The organism is Castellaniella sp., from assembly GCF_047971665.1.
Taxonomy (GTDB): Bacteria; Pseudomonadota; Gammaproteobacteria; order Burkholderiales; family Burkholderiaceae_B; genus Castellaniella.
Genome location: NZ_JBKEAA010000008.1, coordinates 84,564 through 99,475, shown reverse-complemented (window position 1 = coordinate 99,475; position 14,912 = coordinate 84,564). Strand labels below are relative to the sequence as shown.

14 protein-coding genes are annotated in these 14,912 nt (G+C 65.3%); 7 read left to right on the top strand and 7 right to left on the bottom strand.

Annotation, left to right across the window (positions count from 1 at the left end):
• Together ACK5JE_RS02270 and ACK5JE_RS02265 are read left to right on the top strand one after the other, a co-directional pair.
• The coding region (locus ACK5JE_RS02270; RefSeq protein WP_416800096.1) for an IS256 family transposase at nt 1-789 on the top strand (789 nt) is incomplete at its 5' end.
• A gap of 203 nt (nt 790-992) precedes the next feature.
• Nucleotides 993-1,178 (top strand): hypothetical protein, encoded by a 186-nt coding sequence (locus tag ACK5JE_RS02265; RefSeq protein ID WP_416800095.1) that lies wholly within the window; start codon nt 993-995, stop codon nt 1,176-1,178.
• A gap of 190 nt (nt 1,179-1,368) precedes the next feature.
• Here ACK5JE_RS02265 and ACK5JE_RS02260 read toward each other — a convergent pair whose 3' ends face one another.
• The 3 genes from ACK5JE_RS02260 to ACK5JE_RS02250 all read right to left on the bottom strand — a co-directional run bounded on the left by ACK5JE_RS02260 (nt 1,369) and on the right by ACK5JE_RS02250 (nt 3,633).
• Nucleotides 1,369-2,016, bottom strand: a complete 648-nt coding sequence (locus ACK5JE_RS02260) for a DNA-3-methyladenine glycosylase (RefSeq protein ID WP_416800094.1) — start codon at nt 2,014-2,016, stop codon at nt 1,369-1,371.
• Nucleotides 2,017-2,018: 2 nt separating this feature from the next.
• Nucleotides 2,019-3,059, bottom strand: coding sequence for an adenosine deaminase (locus tag ACK5JE_RS02255; protein ID WP_416800093.1), 1,041 nt, complete (start codon nt 3,057-3,059; stop codon nt 2,019-2,021).
• 202 nt (nt 3,060-3,261) lie between these two features.
• Entirely contained in the window at nt 3,262-3,633 is a 372-nt protein-coding gene (locus ACK5JE_RS02250) for a DUF423 domain-containing protein (RefSeq protein ID WP_416800092.1), read from the bottom strand.
• A gap of 168 nt (nt 3,634-3,801) precedes the next feature.
• Between ACK5JE_RS02250 and ACK5JE_RS02245 the strand changes: the two genes are divergently transcribed.
• From ACK5JE_RS02245 to ACK5JE_RS02235, 3 genes are all read left to right on the top strand, one after another.
• On the top strand, nt 3,802-5,445 hold the full coding sequence (locus ACK5JE_RS02245; RefSeq protein ID WP_416800091.1) for an acyl-CoA dehydrogenase family protein: 1,644 nt from the start codon (nt 3,802-3,804) through the stop codon (nt 5,443-5,445).
• 83 nt (nt 5,446-5,528) lie between these two features.
• Nucleotides 5,529-6,143, top strand: a complete 615-nt coding sequence (locus tag ACK5JE_RS02240) for a thermonuclease family protein (protein WP_416800090.1) — start codon at nt 5,529-5,531, stop codon at nt 6,141-6,143.
• Between the two features lie 2 nt (nt 6,144-6,145).
• Complete coding sequence (locus ACK5JE_RS02235) at nt 6,146-6,625, top strand: DUF1178 family protein (protein ID WP_416800089.1); 480 nt, start codon at nt 6,146-6,148, stop codon at nt 6,623-6,625.
• A 60-nt stretch (nt 6,626-6,685) separates the two neighbouring features.
• Here the strand turns inward: ACK5JE_RS02235 and efp are convergent, their stop codons facing one another.
• The 3 genes from efp to ACK5JE_RS02220 form a co-directional block, all read right to left on the bottom strand.
• Complete coding sequence (gene efp, locus ACK5JE_RS02230; protein ID WP_416800088.1) at nt 6,686-7,243, bottom strand: elongation factor P; 558 nt, start codon at nt 7,241-7,243, stop codon at nt 6,686-6,688.
• Nucleotides 7,244-7,317: 74 nt separating this feature from the next.
• On the bottom strand, nt 7,318-8,415 hold the full coding sequence (gene earP, locus ACK5JE_RS02225; RefSeq protein WP_416800087.1) for an elongation factor P maturation arginine rhamnosyltransferase EarP: 1,098 nt from the start codon (nt 8,413-8,415) through the stop codon (nt 7,318-7,320).
• An 88-nt stretch (nt 8,416-8,503) separates the two neighbouring features.
• A complete protein-coding gene (locus ACK5JE_RS02220) occupies nt 8,504-9,706 on the bottom strand; it encodes a DUF2863 family protein (RefSeq protein ID WP_416800086.1) in 1,203 nt (400 codons plus the stop codon).
• Nucleotides 9,707-10,061: 355 nt separating this feature from the next.
• Here ACK5JE_RS02220 and ACK5JE_RS02215 point away from each other — a divergent pair, with 355 nt between their 5' ends.
• Nucleotides 10,062-11,480: a molybdopterin-dependent oxidoreductase gene (locus ACK5JE_RS02215; protein ID WP_416800085.1), complete on the top strand. Its 1,419-nt coding sequence runs from the start codon at nt 10,062-10,064 to the stop codon at nt 11,478-11,480.
• The gene (locus tag ACK5JE_RS02210; protein WP_416800084.1) at nt 11,461-12,135 is read left to right on the top strand and encodes a molybdopterin oxidoreductase family protein; all 675 of its coding nucleotides are present in this window, start codon (nt 11,461-11,463) and stop codon (nt 12,133-12,135) included. Before ACK5JE_RS02215 ends, ACK5JE_RS02210 begins: the two co-directional genes overlap by 20 nt.
• A 79-nt stretch (nt 12,136-12,214) precedes the next feature.
• Here the strand turns inward: ACK5JE_RS02210 and acnB are convergent, their stop codons facing one another.
• Entirely contained in the window at nt 12,215-14,800 is a 2,586-nt protein-coding gene (acnB, locus tag ACK5JE_RS02205) for a bifunctional aconitate hydratase 2/2-methylisocitrate dehydratase (RefSeq protein ID WP_416800083.1), read from the bottom strand.
• Nucleotides 14,801-14,912: the final 112 nt, after the last annotated feature.

Below are 14,912 nucleotides of genomic sequence, written 5' to 3'. Positions count from 1 at the left end.
GAGGTCATGGCCGAGACGGTGGCCTGGCAGAACCGGCCCCTGGAGCGCATGTACCCGGTCGTGTTCTTCGATGCCCTGCGCGTGAAGATCCGCACCGACGGGCTGGTGGTCAACAAGGCGGTCTACCTGGCCCTGGGGATCGACGCTGATGGGGAGCGTGACGTGCTGGGGCTGTGGATTGAGCAGACCGAAGGTTCGAAGTTCTGGCTCAAGGTCTTCAACGAGCTCAAGAACCGGGGCTGCCAGGACATCCTGATTGCCGTGGTCGATGGCTTGAAGGGCCTGCCCGATGCCATCAACGCGGTCTTCCCGAAGACGACGGTACAGACCTGCATCGTGCATTTGATCCGTAATAGCCTGGATTATGCGGGCTGGAAGGATCGTAAGCCGGTCGCCGCCGCACTCAAGCCCATCTACGCAGCGGCCAACGAGCAGCAGGCCACAGAGGCGCTGACGGCCTTTGCTGCTGGCCCTTGGGGCACGAAATATCCGACCATCGTGGCCGCCTGGGAACGGGCCTGGGAACATGTGGTGCCGTTCTTCATCTTCCCACCCGACATCCGGCGCGTGATCTACACCACCAACGCCATCGAGAACATGAACCGGCAACTGCGTAAAATCATTAAGAACCGGGGTCAGTTCCCCAATGATGAGGCGGCCGTGAAGCTCTTGTGGCTGGCGCTGCGAAACGTGCTGGCCAAGCCGTCACGATCGGTTCATACGTGGAAAGCAGCCATGAATCAGTTCGCCATCTTGTTCGGTGAACGGTTCACTGAGGCCAGGGATTGAACGATGTCAAACCGCCCCGCCCACAAAAAATCTGACACTCCCCTGCCAATCAGTATTTGCAGCAGCACTATCTGCCCCGACACAACCAGGAGTTCACTGTGTCCGCAGCCTAATCCGGTAGTGGCTTCGTACCCTATATCGGCACGGCACTGCCGGACATTCTATGCGAGCAGTTCGAGCGCACGGTGGGCAACGATAACTGCGTGAGCTTCGAAGGCCTGAGCTTGCAGATTCCGCCAGATGCGTTGCGCTATCACTACGTCAAGCGCCGGGTGCGGGTGCATCGCTACGTGGATGGGACGCTGGCCGTGTTTTATGGACCGCGCTGCCTGGCGCACTATGATGAACATGGTGCATGGTTCGGACCCTTGCGCCAGCGGGCCGCCTGACCCGTCCAACGGGCGGCCGCGCCCGGTGTTCAGGCCGCTTCGGGCTACGCCCTACACGGCCTGAACACCGGGCAAGCAAGCGGACATTTCATGAGCTATAAAACCGGACAAGTCTATTTGCTCCCAACAGTCGCCCTGTCGGAGGTGCCCTGTCGGAGGATTCCGGATCGCAGGCGGCAGGGCCGGGCTGTCATGCAATGCGGTCGGTTTTCTGGCGGGATGGCCTGGGCGCCCGGCTGACGGCCGGATGGCCCGATATGAAAAAACGCAAGGGCTTTACGGCCCACTCGCCCGCGTAGTCGACGCCGATGCGGGGGCCGGCAACGATGTCGGTGGGCGAGGGGGCGTCGTCACGGGCGAGCCAGAGCGTGTCGCCGCACAGATCGATGCCATAGTGATCGCGGGTCACCCCCATGGCGCGGCACAGCCGGCCCGGGCCGCTGGTGGAGGCGTCCAGTCCCTGGACGGGCGCCAGCGCCCGTAAGAGAACAGCCGTGCCGCTGCCCTCGGGGCCGGTGACGACGTTCAGGCAGTGGTGCATGCCGTAGATCAGGTAGACGTAGGCATGACCGGGCGGTCCGAACATGGCTTTGGTGCGCGCCGTGCGTCCGCGCGAAGTATGGGCCGCGAGATCCCCTGGCCCCAGGTAGGCCTCGACTTCGACGATGCGTCCGATGCGCTGGCCGTCGGGTGTTGTGTGCACCAGCAGGCGCCCCAGCAGATCTCGCGCGACGGTTTCGGCGGGCCGATCATAGAAGGCGCGGTCGAGCCGCCGGCAATCCCCCCGGATCGGGTCGGCGGTCGTGACGAGCCTGGATTGCGGCGAAGCACCGGGCATTGTCAGCCCCGGCCCGCCGCCGCCGACAGTTGATCCAGCAAACGGGTCTGTTCGGCGGGTGGCAGGAACGAGGATTTCAGGCTGTTGGCCGCCAGCGTGACCAGCTCATCGCGGGTCAGGTCCAGAGCCTCGGCGCTGGCGATGTAGTTGTCCAGCACATAGCCGCCGAAATAGGCCGGGTCGTCCGAATTCAATGTCACGACGGCGCCGGCCCGCAGCAGCTTGGCCAGATTGTGATCGCGCAGGTCGTGGACCACGCCCAGTTTCAGGTTCGACAAGGGACAGACGGTCAGGGGCACACGGCGCTGGATCAGCGCTTGCAGCAGTTCGGGGTCCTCGCTGCTGCGCACACCGTGATCGATACGGGCCACCTTGAGGATGTCCAGTGCGTTGCGTACATATTCGGCCGGGCCTTCCTCGCCCGCGTGGGCGACCAGGCGGAAGCCGAGTTTCGCGCAGCGGGCATAGACGCGGGCGAATTTCTCGGGGGGATTGCCGCGTTCGGATGAGTCCAGGCCGATGCCGATCCACAGGTCCGCGTAGGCCTCGCGCAGCGGTAGCGCGGCCTCGAGCGTGGCAAAGGCTTCTTCCTCGGACAGGTGACGCAGGAAACTGAGCAGCAGGTAGCTGCTGATGCCCAGCGTGTCGCGCGCCTCGCGCAGGGCGCGGGCCAGTCCGGCAAAGACGGTCTCCAGCGCGATGCCGCGCTGGGTATGGGTCTGAGGGTCGAACATCAGTTCAGCGTGAACGACCCCGTCGGCATGAGCGCGATGCAGGTAGGCCATGGCCAGGTCGTAAAAATCCTGTTCGGTGATCAGGACCCCCGCGCCGGCGTAGTACAGATCCAGGAAGGATTGCAGGTCCGTGAACCGGTAGGCGTCGTGGACGGCCTGAACGTCGGCATAGGGCAGGGTGACATGGTTGCGGCGGGCCAGCTCGAACATCATTTCCGGTTCGAGCGTGCCTTCAATGTGCAGGTGCAGTTCGGCTTTGGGCAGGTCGCGCAGCCAGTCGCGCCATTCATAATCGGGAGAGGCGGCCATATGAGACTCCAATCGGGCCTGTCAGACTTTCATTATAGGCAGGGGACTGCGGTGTTGCGTGTCCCCGTTGTGTGTCCCCGTCGTGTGTCCCCGCCGTGTGTCCACGTTGTGCGTCCCCGTCGTGTGTCCCCGTCGCGCCTTGCAAGGCGCTCCGATTCGGCAGGTATACAAGGGTCCGCAGAGGACCCTTGTATGTCCGGCCTCATCCACGCCAGGCGGCCCAGGCGAGCGTCAGCCAGGAAAAGATCATCAGCAGCCCGCCGACGGGCGTGATGGCGCCCAGCGCCCGTACGCCTGTCAGCACCAGCGCATACAGGCTGCCGCTGAAAATGACCAGTCCGGCCAGCATCAGGCCGCCCGCCAAGGCCCCCGGCGCGGCTGCCAGACGGGGCCAGAGGGCAGCGATCAGCAGCAGGCCGATGCCGTGGATCATCTGGTAGTGGGCCGCTGTGCGCCAGACCTCCAGCTGATCCGGGGTGACCAGGCGTTTCAGACCGTGCGCCCCGAAGGCGCCGGCCGCCACACCCAGCGCCAGGATCAGGGCGCCGCACAGCATCAGAAAACGGGATGTCACGACAGTCTCCACAATAAACGACCGCTCGATTGTATCCGTGCTGCCTGTCCGTCGTCGGAGATCGCGGGTAGACTGAGATGATCCGATCAGGCAGGCGCCCCGGCGGATGCGTTCCGCCCGGCTTGTGCAGGGGGCTCTGTCATCGCGGTCATGGCGGGAGGACTTCGAATGCAACTCGAACACACGACGCAGGGCATGCCCGGGTCCGACAATCAGGTGCCGGATCTGCCCGATTGCAATCTGTACCTGACCGATGCGGCGCTGATCGAAGGCGTCCGTCGTGAGCATGCGGGCGACCGTGAGGCCGAACTGGAAACCTGGGGCGAACGGCTCGGCCGCGCTGATCTGACGCGGCTGGCGGCGGAGGTCAATCGTCAGGGGCCCGTACTGCGGGCGTTCGACCGCCGGGGCATGCGTATCGACGTGGTCGAGTTCCATCCCGGCTGGTCGGAATTCCTGTCGCTGGCGTTCGCCCAAGGCATGCACGGCAGCGCCTGGGTCGATCCGGGACCGGGAGCCCAGGTCGCCCGGGCGGCGCACTATCTGATGCACGGCCAGGTCGAGGCAGGCTCTTTGTGCCCCGTGACCATGACCAGCGCCGCCATCCCGCTGCTGGCGCGGGAGCCCTGGTTTGCCGGGATCCAGCCGTTGCTGGCCAGCCGTCAGTACGATGACCGCGACCTGCCGCTGGCCGAAAAGCACGCCATGATGATCGGCATGGGCATGACCGAACGGCAGGGCGGATCGGACCTGCGCGCCAACCTGAGCCGGGCTGAGCCGCAGGGCGAGGGTTGGTTCCGCCTGTCGGGTCACAAATGGTTCTTTTCCTCGCCCATGTCGGACGCCCATCTGGTGCTGGCGCGCGACGGCGATGGTCATTCCTGCTTCTACATGCCGCGCTGGCTGGATGATGGCAGCCGCAACCCGGTGTACATCCAGCGGCTCAAGGACAAGCTGGGCAACCGCTCCAATGCCAGCTCCGAGGTCGAATTCGAGGGGGCGATGGGGCGCCGGATCGGCGAGCCCGGCCGGGGCATCGCTACGCTGGTCGAAATGGCGTCCTACACGCGCCTGGACTGTGTACTGGGCAGTGCGGCCCTGATGCGTCAGGCGCTAGTTCAGGGCATTCATCATGCGCGCCATCGCAGGGCCTTTGGCCGTTTGCTGATCGATCAGCCATTGATGCGGCAGGTGCTGGCGGATCTGGCTCTGGAGAGCGAGGCCGCCACGGCGCTGGCCCTGCGCCTGGCGGGCGCCTTCGACCACCCTGAGCAGCCTGTCGAGCAGGCGTTGCGACGTCTGCTGACGCCCGCGGCAAAATTCTGGGTCTGCAAACGGGCCATTGATGTCACGGCCGAATGCATGGAAATCTGGGGTGGCAACGGCTACGTCGAAGACGGCCCCATGGCCCGTCTGTACCGAGAGGCTCCGGTCAACTCCATCTGGGAAGGTTCCGGCAACGTCATGTGCCTGGATGTGCTCCGGGCTGCTCGCCAGGAATCCCAGCATCTGGCGCAGATGATCGATGGACTGGCCAGAACGCATGCTGGTGAACCCGCGTTGCGGGCCGTGGCCGATCGCTTGCTGGCCGCTCTGGCGCTGGATGCGCAGGGGCAGCAGTCGCTGGCGCGGATGATCTCTCGGGATCTGGTGCTGCTGGTCCAGGCGGATCTGCTGTTGCGTCAGGCGCCGGATGCGGTTTCGCGGACTTTCGTCGACAGTCGCCTGGGCGCTGCCGGTGGCGATGTGTTTGGCGCCCGGCCATCGGCGCTGGCTTCGGATGCGCTGCTGCGACGGGCCTGGCCGGGGTGAGGGATCTCGTGCCCCGGCGCTCCATTACAATGGCCGGAACGGTTGCGCATTCCGGCGCGGCCTGTCTGTCTCCGGTCATGCCGATGTCTTCCTTTTTCAATTCCTTCCGATCCGGCCGTGTCGTGTCGAAGGCCGCCCTGGCTCGGCGCGCGGGTCTGCTGCTGGCTGCCGGACTGGGCCTGGCCTGGTCCATGCTGGGGGCGCGCGCGAACGATACGTACGAGCTTTCCGGCCGGGTCGTGGATGTGGCCGATGGCGATACCCTGACGCTTCTGGTAGGTCGGGAGCGTCATCGGATACGGTTGTCGAGCATCGATGCGCCGGAGACCGGGCACGGTCGCCAGCGGCCCGGCCAGCCATTCGGTCAGGCGGCCCGCAAGGCGCTTGCCGATCTGGTCGCCGGCCGTACGCTGACGCTGCGGTGTTTCGAGCAGGATCGCTACGAGCGCGATGTGTGCGATGCGCCGCTGTCTGGCGCACGCACCGCCAACCGCGCCATGGTCGAGGCCGGCATGGCCTGGGCCAATCGGCAAGGGGGCGGCAAATATCTGCGGGACGAGGCCGTGGCCGGACTGGAGCGGCAGGCGCGTGACCGGCAGCTGGGCCTGTGGCGCCAGCCGGGGGCCATCGCGCCCTGGGACTGGCGCTGGCAGTGCTGGGATGCGCTTGAAAACGGACGATCCACCCCCATCTGCTGATCATGGCACTCAAAGTATTCGACCTCTCGTGCGAGCATGACCATGTCTTCGAAGGCTGGTTCTCGTCTCGGGACAGCTACCAGGATCAGCTGTCCCGGGGGCTGGTGCGCTGTCCCGTTTGCCACAGCGACCGGATCACGCGCCGGGTGTCGGCGCCGCACCTGAATGTCAGTCACCTGCGCGCCGAACCGGCACCCCGTGTCGAGGTTTCGCCTCAGACCCGGGCGGCGGTTGCCGCGCCGTCCAGCGATCAGATGGCGCGCCTGCAGGCCGAGGTCCTGCGCCAGGTCCGTCGCATCGTGCGTCAGAGCGACGATGTCGGCGACCGGTTCGCCGGCGAGGCCCGCCGCATGCACAGCGGCGAGATTGAGGAACGCCCCATTCGCGGCACGGCTTCCGCAGAGGAATGCCGTGAGTTGGTCGACGATGGTATTTCGATCATGCCGATTCCCGAAATCCTGGACGACGACCGGCTGCAATGACGTGATGGCGTCCATAAAAAAACCGGGCCCTGGCCCGGTCTTTTTATACGCTGCGGGAGATTACATCACCCGGCTGCGGTATTCGTTGGTGCGGGTATCGATTTCGATCTTGTCACCGATGTTGCAGAACAGCGGCACGGACAGTTCGTAGCCGGTGTTGATCTTGGCGGGCTTCAGGACCTTGCCGGACGTGTCGCCCTTGACGGCGGGTTCGGTGTAGGTGATTTCGCGCACGATGATGGTGGGCAGTTCCACCGAGATCGCACGGCCGTCGTAGAACACGACGCCGACGGTCATGCCTTCTTCGAGGTAGTTCAGCGCGTCGCCCATGCTGTCGGCTTCGACTTCGTGCTGGTTGTATTCCTCGTCCATGAAGACATACATCGGATCGGCGAAGTAGGAATAGGTGCATTCCTTGTTCTCAAGCACGACCTGTTCGAATTTCTCGTCGGCCTTGTAGACGGATTCGCTGGCGCTGCCGGTCAGCAGGTTCTTGAATTTGAGCTTGACGACGGCGGCGTTGCGGCCGGATTTGTTGTATTCGGCCTTCTGGACGACGAGAGGATCGCTGCCGACCATGACGACGTTGCCTACGCGCAGTTCCTGTGCGATTTTCATGGGGAAAACTCCGGGGATGAGTGCCCCGAGCCAAAACGCATTCCGAGGCAGTACTGAAAAAATAACTGTACATTCTAGCGCGTTTGGCGCTTTCGCAGGCAAAAATCCAGTAAATCTTGACCCAGATCGGGCCGGACGCTCAGCGCCGTGCGCCAGGCCAGGCTGCGCGCGCGCCAGTCCGACCAGACCGGTTCTCGCAGCGCGGCGGGCAGAGTCCGGGCCACCGCGTCGTTGTCCAGCTGATTCCAGGCGTGGATCAGATCGGCGGCGGTCCCGGGCCAGCGGGCCTGATCCAGCCAGGCCTCCAGTTTTTCCAGGTGCGCCTCCTGCGCCTGGCGGTAGATTTGCCAGACCAGGGGCGTGCCTGCCCAGAGCGCCCGGACCAGGGAGTCTTCGCCGCGCACGAAGTTCAGGTCGCAGCACCACAGCAGTTCGTCGAATCGTGCCTGAGGCACGAAGGGGATGGATATGACCTGCAGGCCGTTCTGGTGATGCAGCGGGCCTGATGGTCGGGGGCCGGGTGTCAGCAGCCAGACGGGACGGTCCAGACTCGCCAGCGCCGATTGCAGGCCCGCCAGTGGGGCATCGGGATAGCAGAACAGCAGTATGCACAGCGCGTCGGCGGGTGGCGCCGACAGCAGTCCGGTCAGTGCCTGCAGGCGCTGGCCACGATCCCGGGCCTGATCGGTCTTGCAACGCGTCAGCAGGTCCGGTTCGCGCAGCAGCCCGCCGGTGGCCCGGGTGAAGCCGGGAAAGAAAAAGAATTTCGGTACGCCGTTGGCCTGGAGCGAAGGCAGGCCGTGGCAGTCTTCCACCCAGGGTTCCGCGCTGAGGTATTCCAGGTTGATCCACAGGCAGTCGCGCCCGGCCATGGCGGCCTCGTAGGCCGTGGGCAGCGCGCAGGCGAAAGCCTCGATCACCACGCCGCCCCGAGGTGGCATGGCCTGCTCCGCCTGATTCCAGGGCGCGACCCGGACGCCTTCAAGGGTCTGTCCGGTTGGCCGCAGGATCAGCGAGGGCAGCAGTTGCGCCAGCACGTCGGGCCGATCGATCCACAGTCGCACCGGTTGGCCCAGTGAGGCCAGCCGCCGGGCGAGCCGCCAGCAGACGCCCGCGTCGCCGAAATTATCGACGACGCGGCAGAACAGATCGAATGACAGCGGCCCGGACACGGATCAGTCCGCTGGAACGGTGCCGGGCCGGTCGGCTCCGGGCTGTTTGCCATCAGCGAGACGGGGGACGGTCACGACTCGATCGGGCTCAGTGGAACTGGACGGGCTCCGGATCGATTTCCTCCGGCAATTCGGGATGCTGCATTTCGCCCAGCATGTTGGGAAAGTACGGTGTGCCGCAGTCCTCGCAGAATTCCACAGGGTGCAGGCCGGGCAGACGGCGGATGTCCTGGACTCCGCATTCGCGCAGCAGGGCGGCAATGGTGTCCCAGGTATCGGCCTGGTCTTCGGTGTCCGGATCGGGCTGGGATTCCTCGCGGCTGAGCGCGGGCCAGACGCAGCCATAGATCACATCGTTGCTCTGGCGGGTGCAGAAGCCGATACGGTATTCCTCGATGGACTGGTCTCCGCAGGCGACCATGGCGGCGCGCAGGTCCGTGCCCGGGATCCGGGCGGCGGTCTGCAGCCAGGTGGCCGCGGCTTTCAGGACCAGGGGGCGAATGCCCTGGTCCGCCTGACGGGTGCCGGTGTAATAGGACTGGGGACGCAAGTATTCCAGCTGGCAGCCGGTGAAGGAGGATTCCAGGATGGGGGCGCAGCCCTGCGCCCATTGCTCGGTGATGGCTTCCTGAGAGGGCGCCTCGGAGGGCGGGGGGGATTGCCATTGGAAGACCGGCGCGCCACGTGGGACGACCACCGCGCCGATCAGGAAGAACACATCGGCCAGCAGATCATCCGGCGCCTCGGCGTCGCGCAGGGCCGGACCGTCCCGGCGCTGTCCCAGGATGCGCTGCGCCAGCGCCTGGGTCCAGGTGCGGGTTTCCTGGAATGATTGCGGCAGGCGGTCGAAGCGGATCAACGCAGGCAGGAGTGTGACCTGGGCCTGCGGCCCCAGGACGGTTTTCGCCATCAGCGCTTCGAGCGCGCGCAGTTGGGCAGCGTCCAGTTGTCCGGGCGGCAGGCGGTAGCGGGTCCAGGCCAGAATCGGCGCCGAGATCAGCAGCGTGTCGTGGTCAGGCGCGTCGGGTGCCGGCGTCAGTGATTCTGAGCGGGCCTCGGCTAGTTCCACCAGCAGCTCGTACGCGGCCGAGCGTTGTTCCAGCAGAACGTCCAAGGCGGTCTCCACGGCACGGCCATGGCGTGCGCTCAGCGCCTTGTCCAGGGCTTCGCTGAGGCAGCTTTCCCAGTAGCGGTCTTCCAGGAAACTGCCCGAGCGCGACAGCGCTTCGGCCAGGGCGATCAAGGTTTGCGAGGTCCGCGACAGGGACGAGGAACGGGAACGAGGGGGCATGGTGTAGCAGAAAACAGAGTAAGCCTTAGTGTACCGCGAGCGGTGCGGGTGCCAGCGGCGGCCAGCCTTCGTGTCATGTCTGCTTTCAAGTTGTTCCCTCAGCCTGCGTTCGTCAAAGAAAATATTGTGAATCAATGGGTTGAATGAGGTCTCGCGCGATACACTCGTAAGACCGGGCGGCGGCGGGCTCGCCCTCGTCCGGCGTCATGCCTGAGTCCCCCGCCTTGCCCGGAAGGCTTCGGACCCACCCTTGGGAGCGTCAGGATGGCCAGCATGGATGACAGGATCATCGACATTTGGGGCGCGCGCGCCGTATGCGTCAGGGGCCTCATGGCCGCAACGGGTCGACGGGTTTTTGCAGAACGGTCTTGCGCAACAGCGCATCGAGCGCTGGGTGCGCAGTGCCTGTCTGATGTGCTCGAACGGCTGTGGCCTGGAAATTGCCGTGGCCGACGGTCGGATCGTGGGTGTGAGAGGCCGGGCCGAAGACCGCATCAATCATGGACGGCTTGGACCGAAAGGCCTCTACGGCTGGCAGGGCGAACAGCATGATCGCCTGACGGTCCCGCTCATCCGGGAAAATGGCCGGCTGGTGGAAACCAGCTGGGACACCGCGATGGAACGGATCGTCCGCCGGTCCCGGAAGCTACTCGACGAGACCGGACCGCTCTCGCATGCGTTCTACACGTCCGGGCAACTGACGATCGAGGAATACTACACCCTGGCCGTGATCGGCAAGGGAGGTATCGGGACGCCGCATATGGATGGCAATAGGCGCCTGTGCACGGCCACCGCCGCCGCCGTTTTTGGCGAAAGCTTCGGCTGTGACGGTCAGCCCGGTTCCTACACCGACATCGATCATTGCGATGCGCTCTTTCTGTTCGGCCACAACGTGGCCGAGACGCAGACGGTGCTGTGGGCGCGCATGCTGGATCGACTGGCGGGCACTCGGCCGCCGCGGCTGGTCTGTGTCGATCCGCGCCGTACCAAGGTCGCCGAGCAGGCGACGGTGCATCTGCCGATCCGCAATGGCACCAATCTGGCGCTGATGAATGCGCTGGTGCACGAGTTGACCGCCCGGGGGTATGTGGATTCCGATTACATCGCGGCGCATACCATCGGATTCGAGCAGCTCGAAGCTCTGACGCGGGAGACCACCGCCCAATGGGCGGCCGGGATTTGCGGCGTGCCGGCCGAGGATATCATCCGGGCGGCGGAGATCTTCGGGACCAGCGAGCGGGTCCTCTCGACCGTCTCGATGGGCTTTTATCAGTCGCATCAGGCGACGGCGGCTTCCTGTCAGGTCAGTAACCTGCATCTGCTGCGCGGCCTGCTGGGCCGCCCGGGCGCGGGCATCTTGCAGATGAATGGCCAGCCTTCGGCGCAGAACAATCGCGAGGCGGGCTGTGGGCCGGTGTTGTCGGGCTTTCGCAATTGGCATAATCCCGACCATGTGCGCGAACTGGCCGCGCTCTGGAACGTCGATCCCATGATCATCCCGCATTGGGCGCCGCCGACCGATGCGCTGTCGATCTTTCGTCATGTCGAGGCGGGTTCCATCGGGTTCCTGTGGATTTCCGGCACCAATCCGGTGGTCTCGATGCCGGACACGGAGCGCATCCGCCGCGCGCTGTGCAGCGAGTCGTGTTTTGTCGTGGTCTCGGATGGCTACCGTACCGAAACCACAGGGCTGGCCGATGTGGTGCTGCCGGTGGCGCTGTGGGGGGAGAAAACCGGGACGGCGTTCAATGGCCGTGCAATGCGCAGGCCCTGAGGGGACCGAGCGTCTCTACCCGGACGGTCGGTTCCCCACGACGATCGCGGCGTGCGAGACCTTTGGTCATGACCTTGACACGGGCACCGGCGCGAGCGAGGCGGAATTCCGCTCCCTGGGCGCCGACGGGCGCGCCGTGCTCAAGTCCACGGCCTATGAACCGGCGTTCGAGATTCCCGACGCCACGTATCCGTTGCGGCTCACGACCGGCCGCACGGTCTATCACTGGCATACACGCACCAAGACCCGTCGCGCCGTCCAGTTGCAGCAGGCCGCCCCGGCCATGTGGGTGGAGATCTCCGAACCGGATGCGGCACGCTTGCACATCGCGGAGGGCGATATCGTGCGGGTCACGTCGCGGCGCGGCAGCATCGAGGCGCCGGCCCGCGTCTCGCATGTGCGCGAAGGCGTCGTGTTCGCTCCCTGGCATTATGGCGATACGCCAGCCAATGCGTTGACCCTGTTCGCTTGGGATCCGGTGTCCAAGCAGCCCGAGTTCAAGGTCTCGGCGGTGTTCGTCGAACGTCTGCGCGCCGGAGAGGGGCCCGCGCCGGCGCCGATGCATACCGCCTCGGCGCCGGTATGGCCAACCGGCCTCCATGCGGCGGCCACCGCAGGCCGGTGGCCGGGCGAGCAGCAAGATGGGTCGCCATAAAAAAACCGGGGGACGGGCTTGCGCCCGCCTCCCGGTCTGATGCGGTCTGGCGTCGCGGGGGCGACGCCAGGCGACCAGGTCAGGCGTCGACCGTGTTGGCAACCGCCGTGAAGTCCTCGATCTGATCGAAGTTCATGTAGCGGTAGATCCGGGTGCCGTCCTTGGCCAGCACCCCCATGTCGACCAGGTATTCCTCGCGCGTGGGGATGCGGCCCAGGCGCGAGCAGATGGCGGCCAGTTCCGCCGAACCCAGGAACACGTTGGAGTTCTTGCCCAGACGGTTGGGGAAGTTGCGGGTGCTGGTGGAGAACACTGTCGCGCCTTCACGGACCTGGGCCTGATTGCCCATGCACAGCGAGCAGCCCGGCATTTCCATGCGCGCGCCTGCCGTGCCAAAGGTGCCGTAGTGGCCTTCCTTGGTCAGTTCGCTGGCGTCCATCTTGGTCGGCGGCGCGACCCAGAGCTTGGAAGGCAGGTCGCGCTTGCCTTCCAGCAGCTTGGCGGCGGCGCGGAAATGGCCGATGTTGGTCATGCAGCTGCCGATGAAGACTTCATCGATGGCGGTGCCGGCGACATCGGACAGCGTCTTGACGTCGTCCGGGTCGTTCGGGCAGGCCACGATCGGCTCGTGGATGTCGGCCAGGTCGATGTCGATCACCGCCGCGTAGTCGGCATCGGCATCGGGCTCGACCAGTTGCGGGTCGGCCAGCCAGGCCTCCATGTTCTTGATGCGGCGCGCCAACGTGCGGGCGTCCTGGTAGCCATTGGCGATCATCCATTTCAGCAGCGTGATGTTGCTGTTCAGGTATTCGATGATCGGTTCCTTGTTCAGGCGCACGGTGCAGGCGGCGGCGGAGCGCTCGGCCGAGGCGTCGGACAGTTCGAAAGCCTGTTCGATCTTCAGGTTCGGCAGCCCCTCGATTTCCAGGATGCGGCCGGAGAAGATGTTCTTTTTGCCTTTCTTTTCGACGGTCAGCAGGCCTTGCCTGATCGCGTACAGCGGAATCGCGTTGACCAGGTCGCGCAGGGTGACGCCGGGCTGCATTTCGCCCTTGAAGCGCACCAAGACGGACTCGGGCATGTCCAGCGGCATGACGCCGGTGGCGGCCGCGAACGCGACCAGGCCGGAGCCGGCCGGGAAGCTGATGCCGATCGGGAAGCGGGTGTGCGAGTCGCCGCCGGTGCCGACCGTGTCGGGCAGCAGCATGCGGTTGAGCCATGAGTGGATGATGCCGTCGCCCGGACGCAGCGCCACGCCGCCGCGCGTGCTGATGAAGGCGGGCAGCTCGTGGTGGGTCTTGACGTCCACGGGCTTGGGATAGGCGGCGGTGTGGCAGAAGGACTGCATCACCAGGTCGGCCGAGAAGCCCACGCAGGCCAGATCCTTGAGTTCGTCGCGGGTCATGGGGCCCGTGGTGTCCTGGCTGCCGACCGAGGTCATGCGCGGTTCGCAATAGGTGCCCGGCCGCACGCCCTGGCCCTCTGGCAGGCCGCAGGCGCGGCCGACGAGTTTTTGCGCCAGGGAATAGCCCTTGCCGCTGTCGACGGGCGCCTCGGGCAGGCGGAACAGGGTGGTGGGCGGCAGGCCCAGGGAAGCGCGGGCCTTGGCTGTCAGGCCACGGCCGATGATCAGCGGAATGCGACCGCCGGCGCGGACCTCGTCGAGCAGCACGTCGGATTTCAGCTGGAACTCGGAAATGACCTGGCCGTCCTTGAGCGCCTTGCCTTCGTAGGGGCGCAGTTCGATGACGTCGCCCATGTTCATGGCGGACACGTCCAGTTCGATCGGCAGAGCGCCGGAGTCTTCCATGGTGTTGTAGAAGATCGGGGCGATCTTGCCCCCCAGACAGACGCCGCCGAAGCGTTTGTTGGGCACGAAGGGAATGTCTTCGCCGGTGTGCCAGATGACGGAGTTGGTTGCCGATTTGCGTGAGGAACCCGTGCCGACCACATCACCGACATAGGCGACCAGATGGCCCTTGGCCTTGAGCTCGTCGAGCAGCTTGATCGGGCCGACCTGGCCGGGGGCGTCGGGCACGATGCCGTCACGCGGATTCTTGAGCATGGCGAGCGCGTGCAGAGGGATGTCCGGGCGGCTCCAGGCGTCGGGCGCGGGCGACAGGTCGTCGGTGTTGGTTTCGCCGGTGACCTTGAAGACGGTCAGCGTCATGCTTTGCGGGACTTCGGCGCGGCTGGTGAACCATTCGGCATCGGCCCAGCTTTGCAGGACAGCCTGGGCGTGAGGATTGCCCGCCTTGGCTTTTTCTTCGATGTCGTGGAAAGCGTCAAAGACCAGCAGGGTCTTTTTCAGGCCCTCGGCCGCGACGGGCGCCAGGTCGTCATGGTCGAGCAATTCGATCAGGGCGCCGATGTTGAAGCCACCCAGCATGGTGCCCAGCAGCTCGGTGGCGCGGCGGGCGTCGATCAGCGGGCAGGATTCCTTGCCCAGTGCGATGGCGGCCAGGTAGGAAGCCTTGACCTGGGCGGCGTCGTCCACGCCAGCGGGAACGCGGTGCGTGAACAGATCCAGCAGAAATTCGGCCTCGCCCTTGGGCGGGTTTTTCAGCAGCTCGATCAGATCGGCTGTCTGTTGGGCCGTCAGGGGAAGTGGCGGGATGCCGATCGCCTCGCGGGCGGCGGCTTCGGTGCGGTAGGAGTCCAGCATGGCGTGATGCCTCAGGAAAGAGGGTTGGAAAACGCCATTATTTTACTGGCAAGCCCGATGATCAGGCAATAGTCTTATATAAGATATAAGACTTAAACCCTACAGGACCGGG

Bases quoted from the DNA above. Each gene is read 5' to 3' on its own strand.
- ACK5JE_RS02260 (WP_416800094.1), bottom strand. From the start codon at position 2,016: ATGCCCGGTGCTTCGCCGCAATCCAGGCTCGTCACGACCGCCGACCCG.
- ACK5JE_RS02255 (WP_416800093.1), bottom strand. From the start codon at position 3,059: ATGGCCGCCTCTCCCGATTATGAATGGCGCGACTGGCTGCGCGACCTG.
- ACK5JE_RS02245 (WP_416800091.1), top strand. From the start codon at position 3,802: ATGCAACTCGAACACACGACGCAGGGCATGCCCGGGTCCGACAATCAG.
- ACK5JE_RS02240 (WP_416800090.1), top strand. From the start codon at position 5,529: ATGTCTTCCTTTTTCAATTCCTTCCGATCCGGCCGTGTCGTGTCGAAG.
- ACK5JE_RS02235 (WP_416800089.1), top strand. From the start codon at position 6,146: ATGGCACTCAAAGTATTCGACCTCTCGTGCGAGCATGACCATGTCTTC.
- efp (WP_416800088.1), bottom strand. From the start codon at position 7,243: ATGAAAATCGCACAGGAACTGCGCGTAGGCAACGTCGTCATGGTCGGC.
- ACK5JE_RS02220 (WP_416800086.1), bottom strand. From the start codon at position 9,706: ATGCCCCCTCGTTCCCGTTCCTCGTCCCTGTCGCGGACCTCGCAAACC.
- acnB (WP_416800083.1), bottom strand. From the start codon at position 14,800: ATGCTGGACTCCTACCGCACCGAAGCCGCCGCCCGCGAGGCGATCGGC.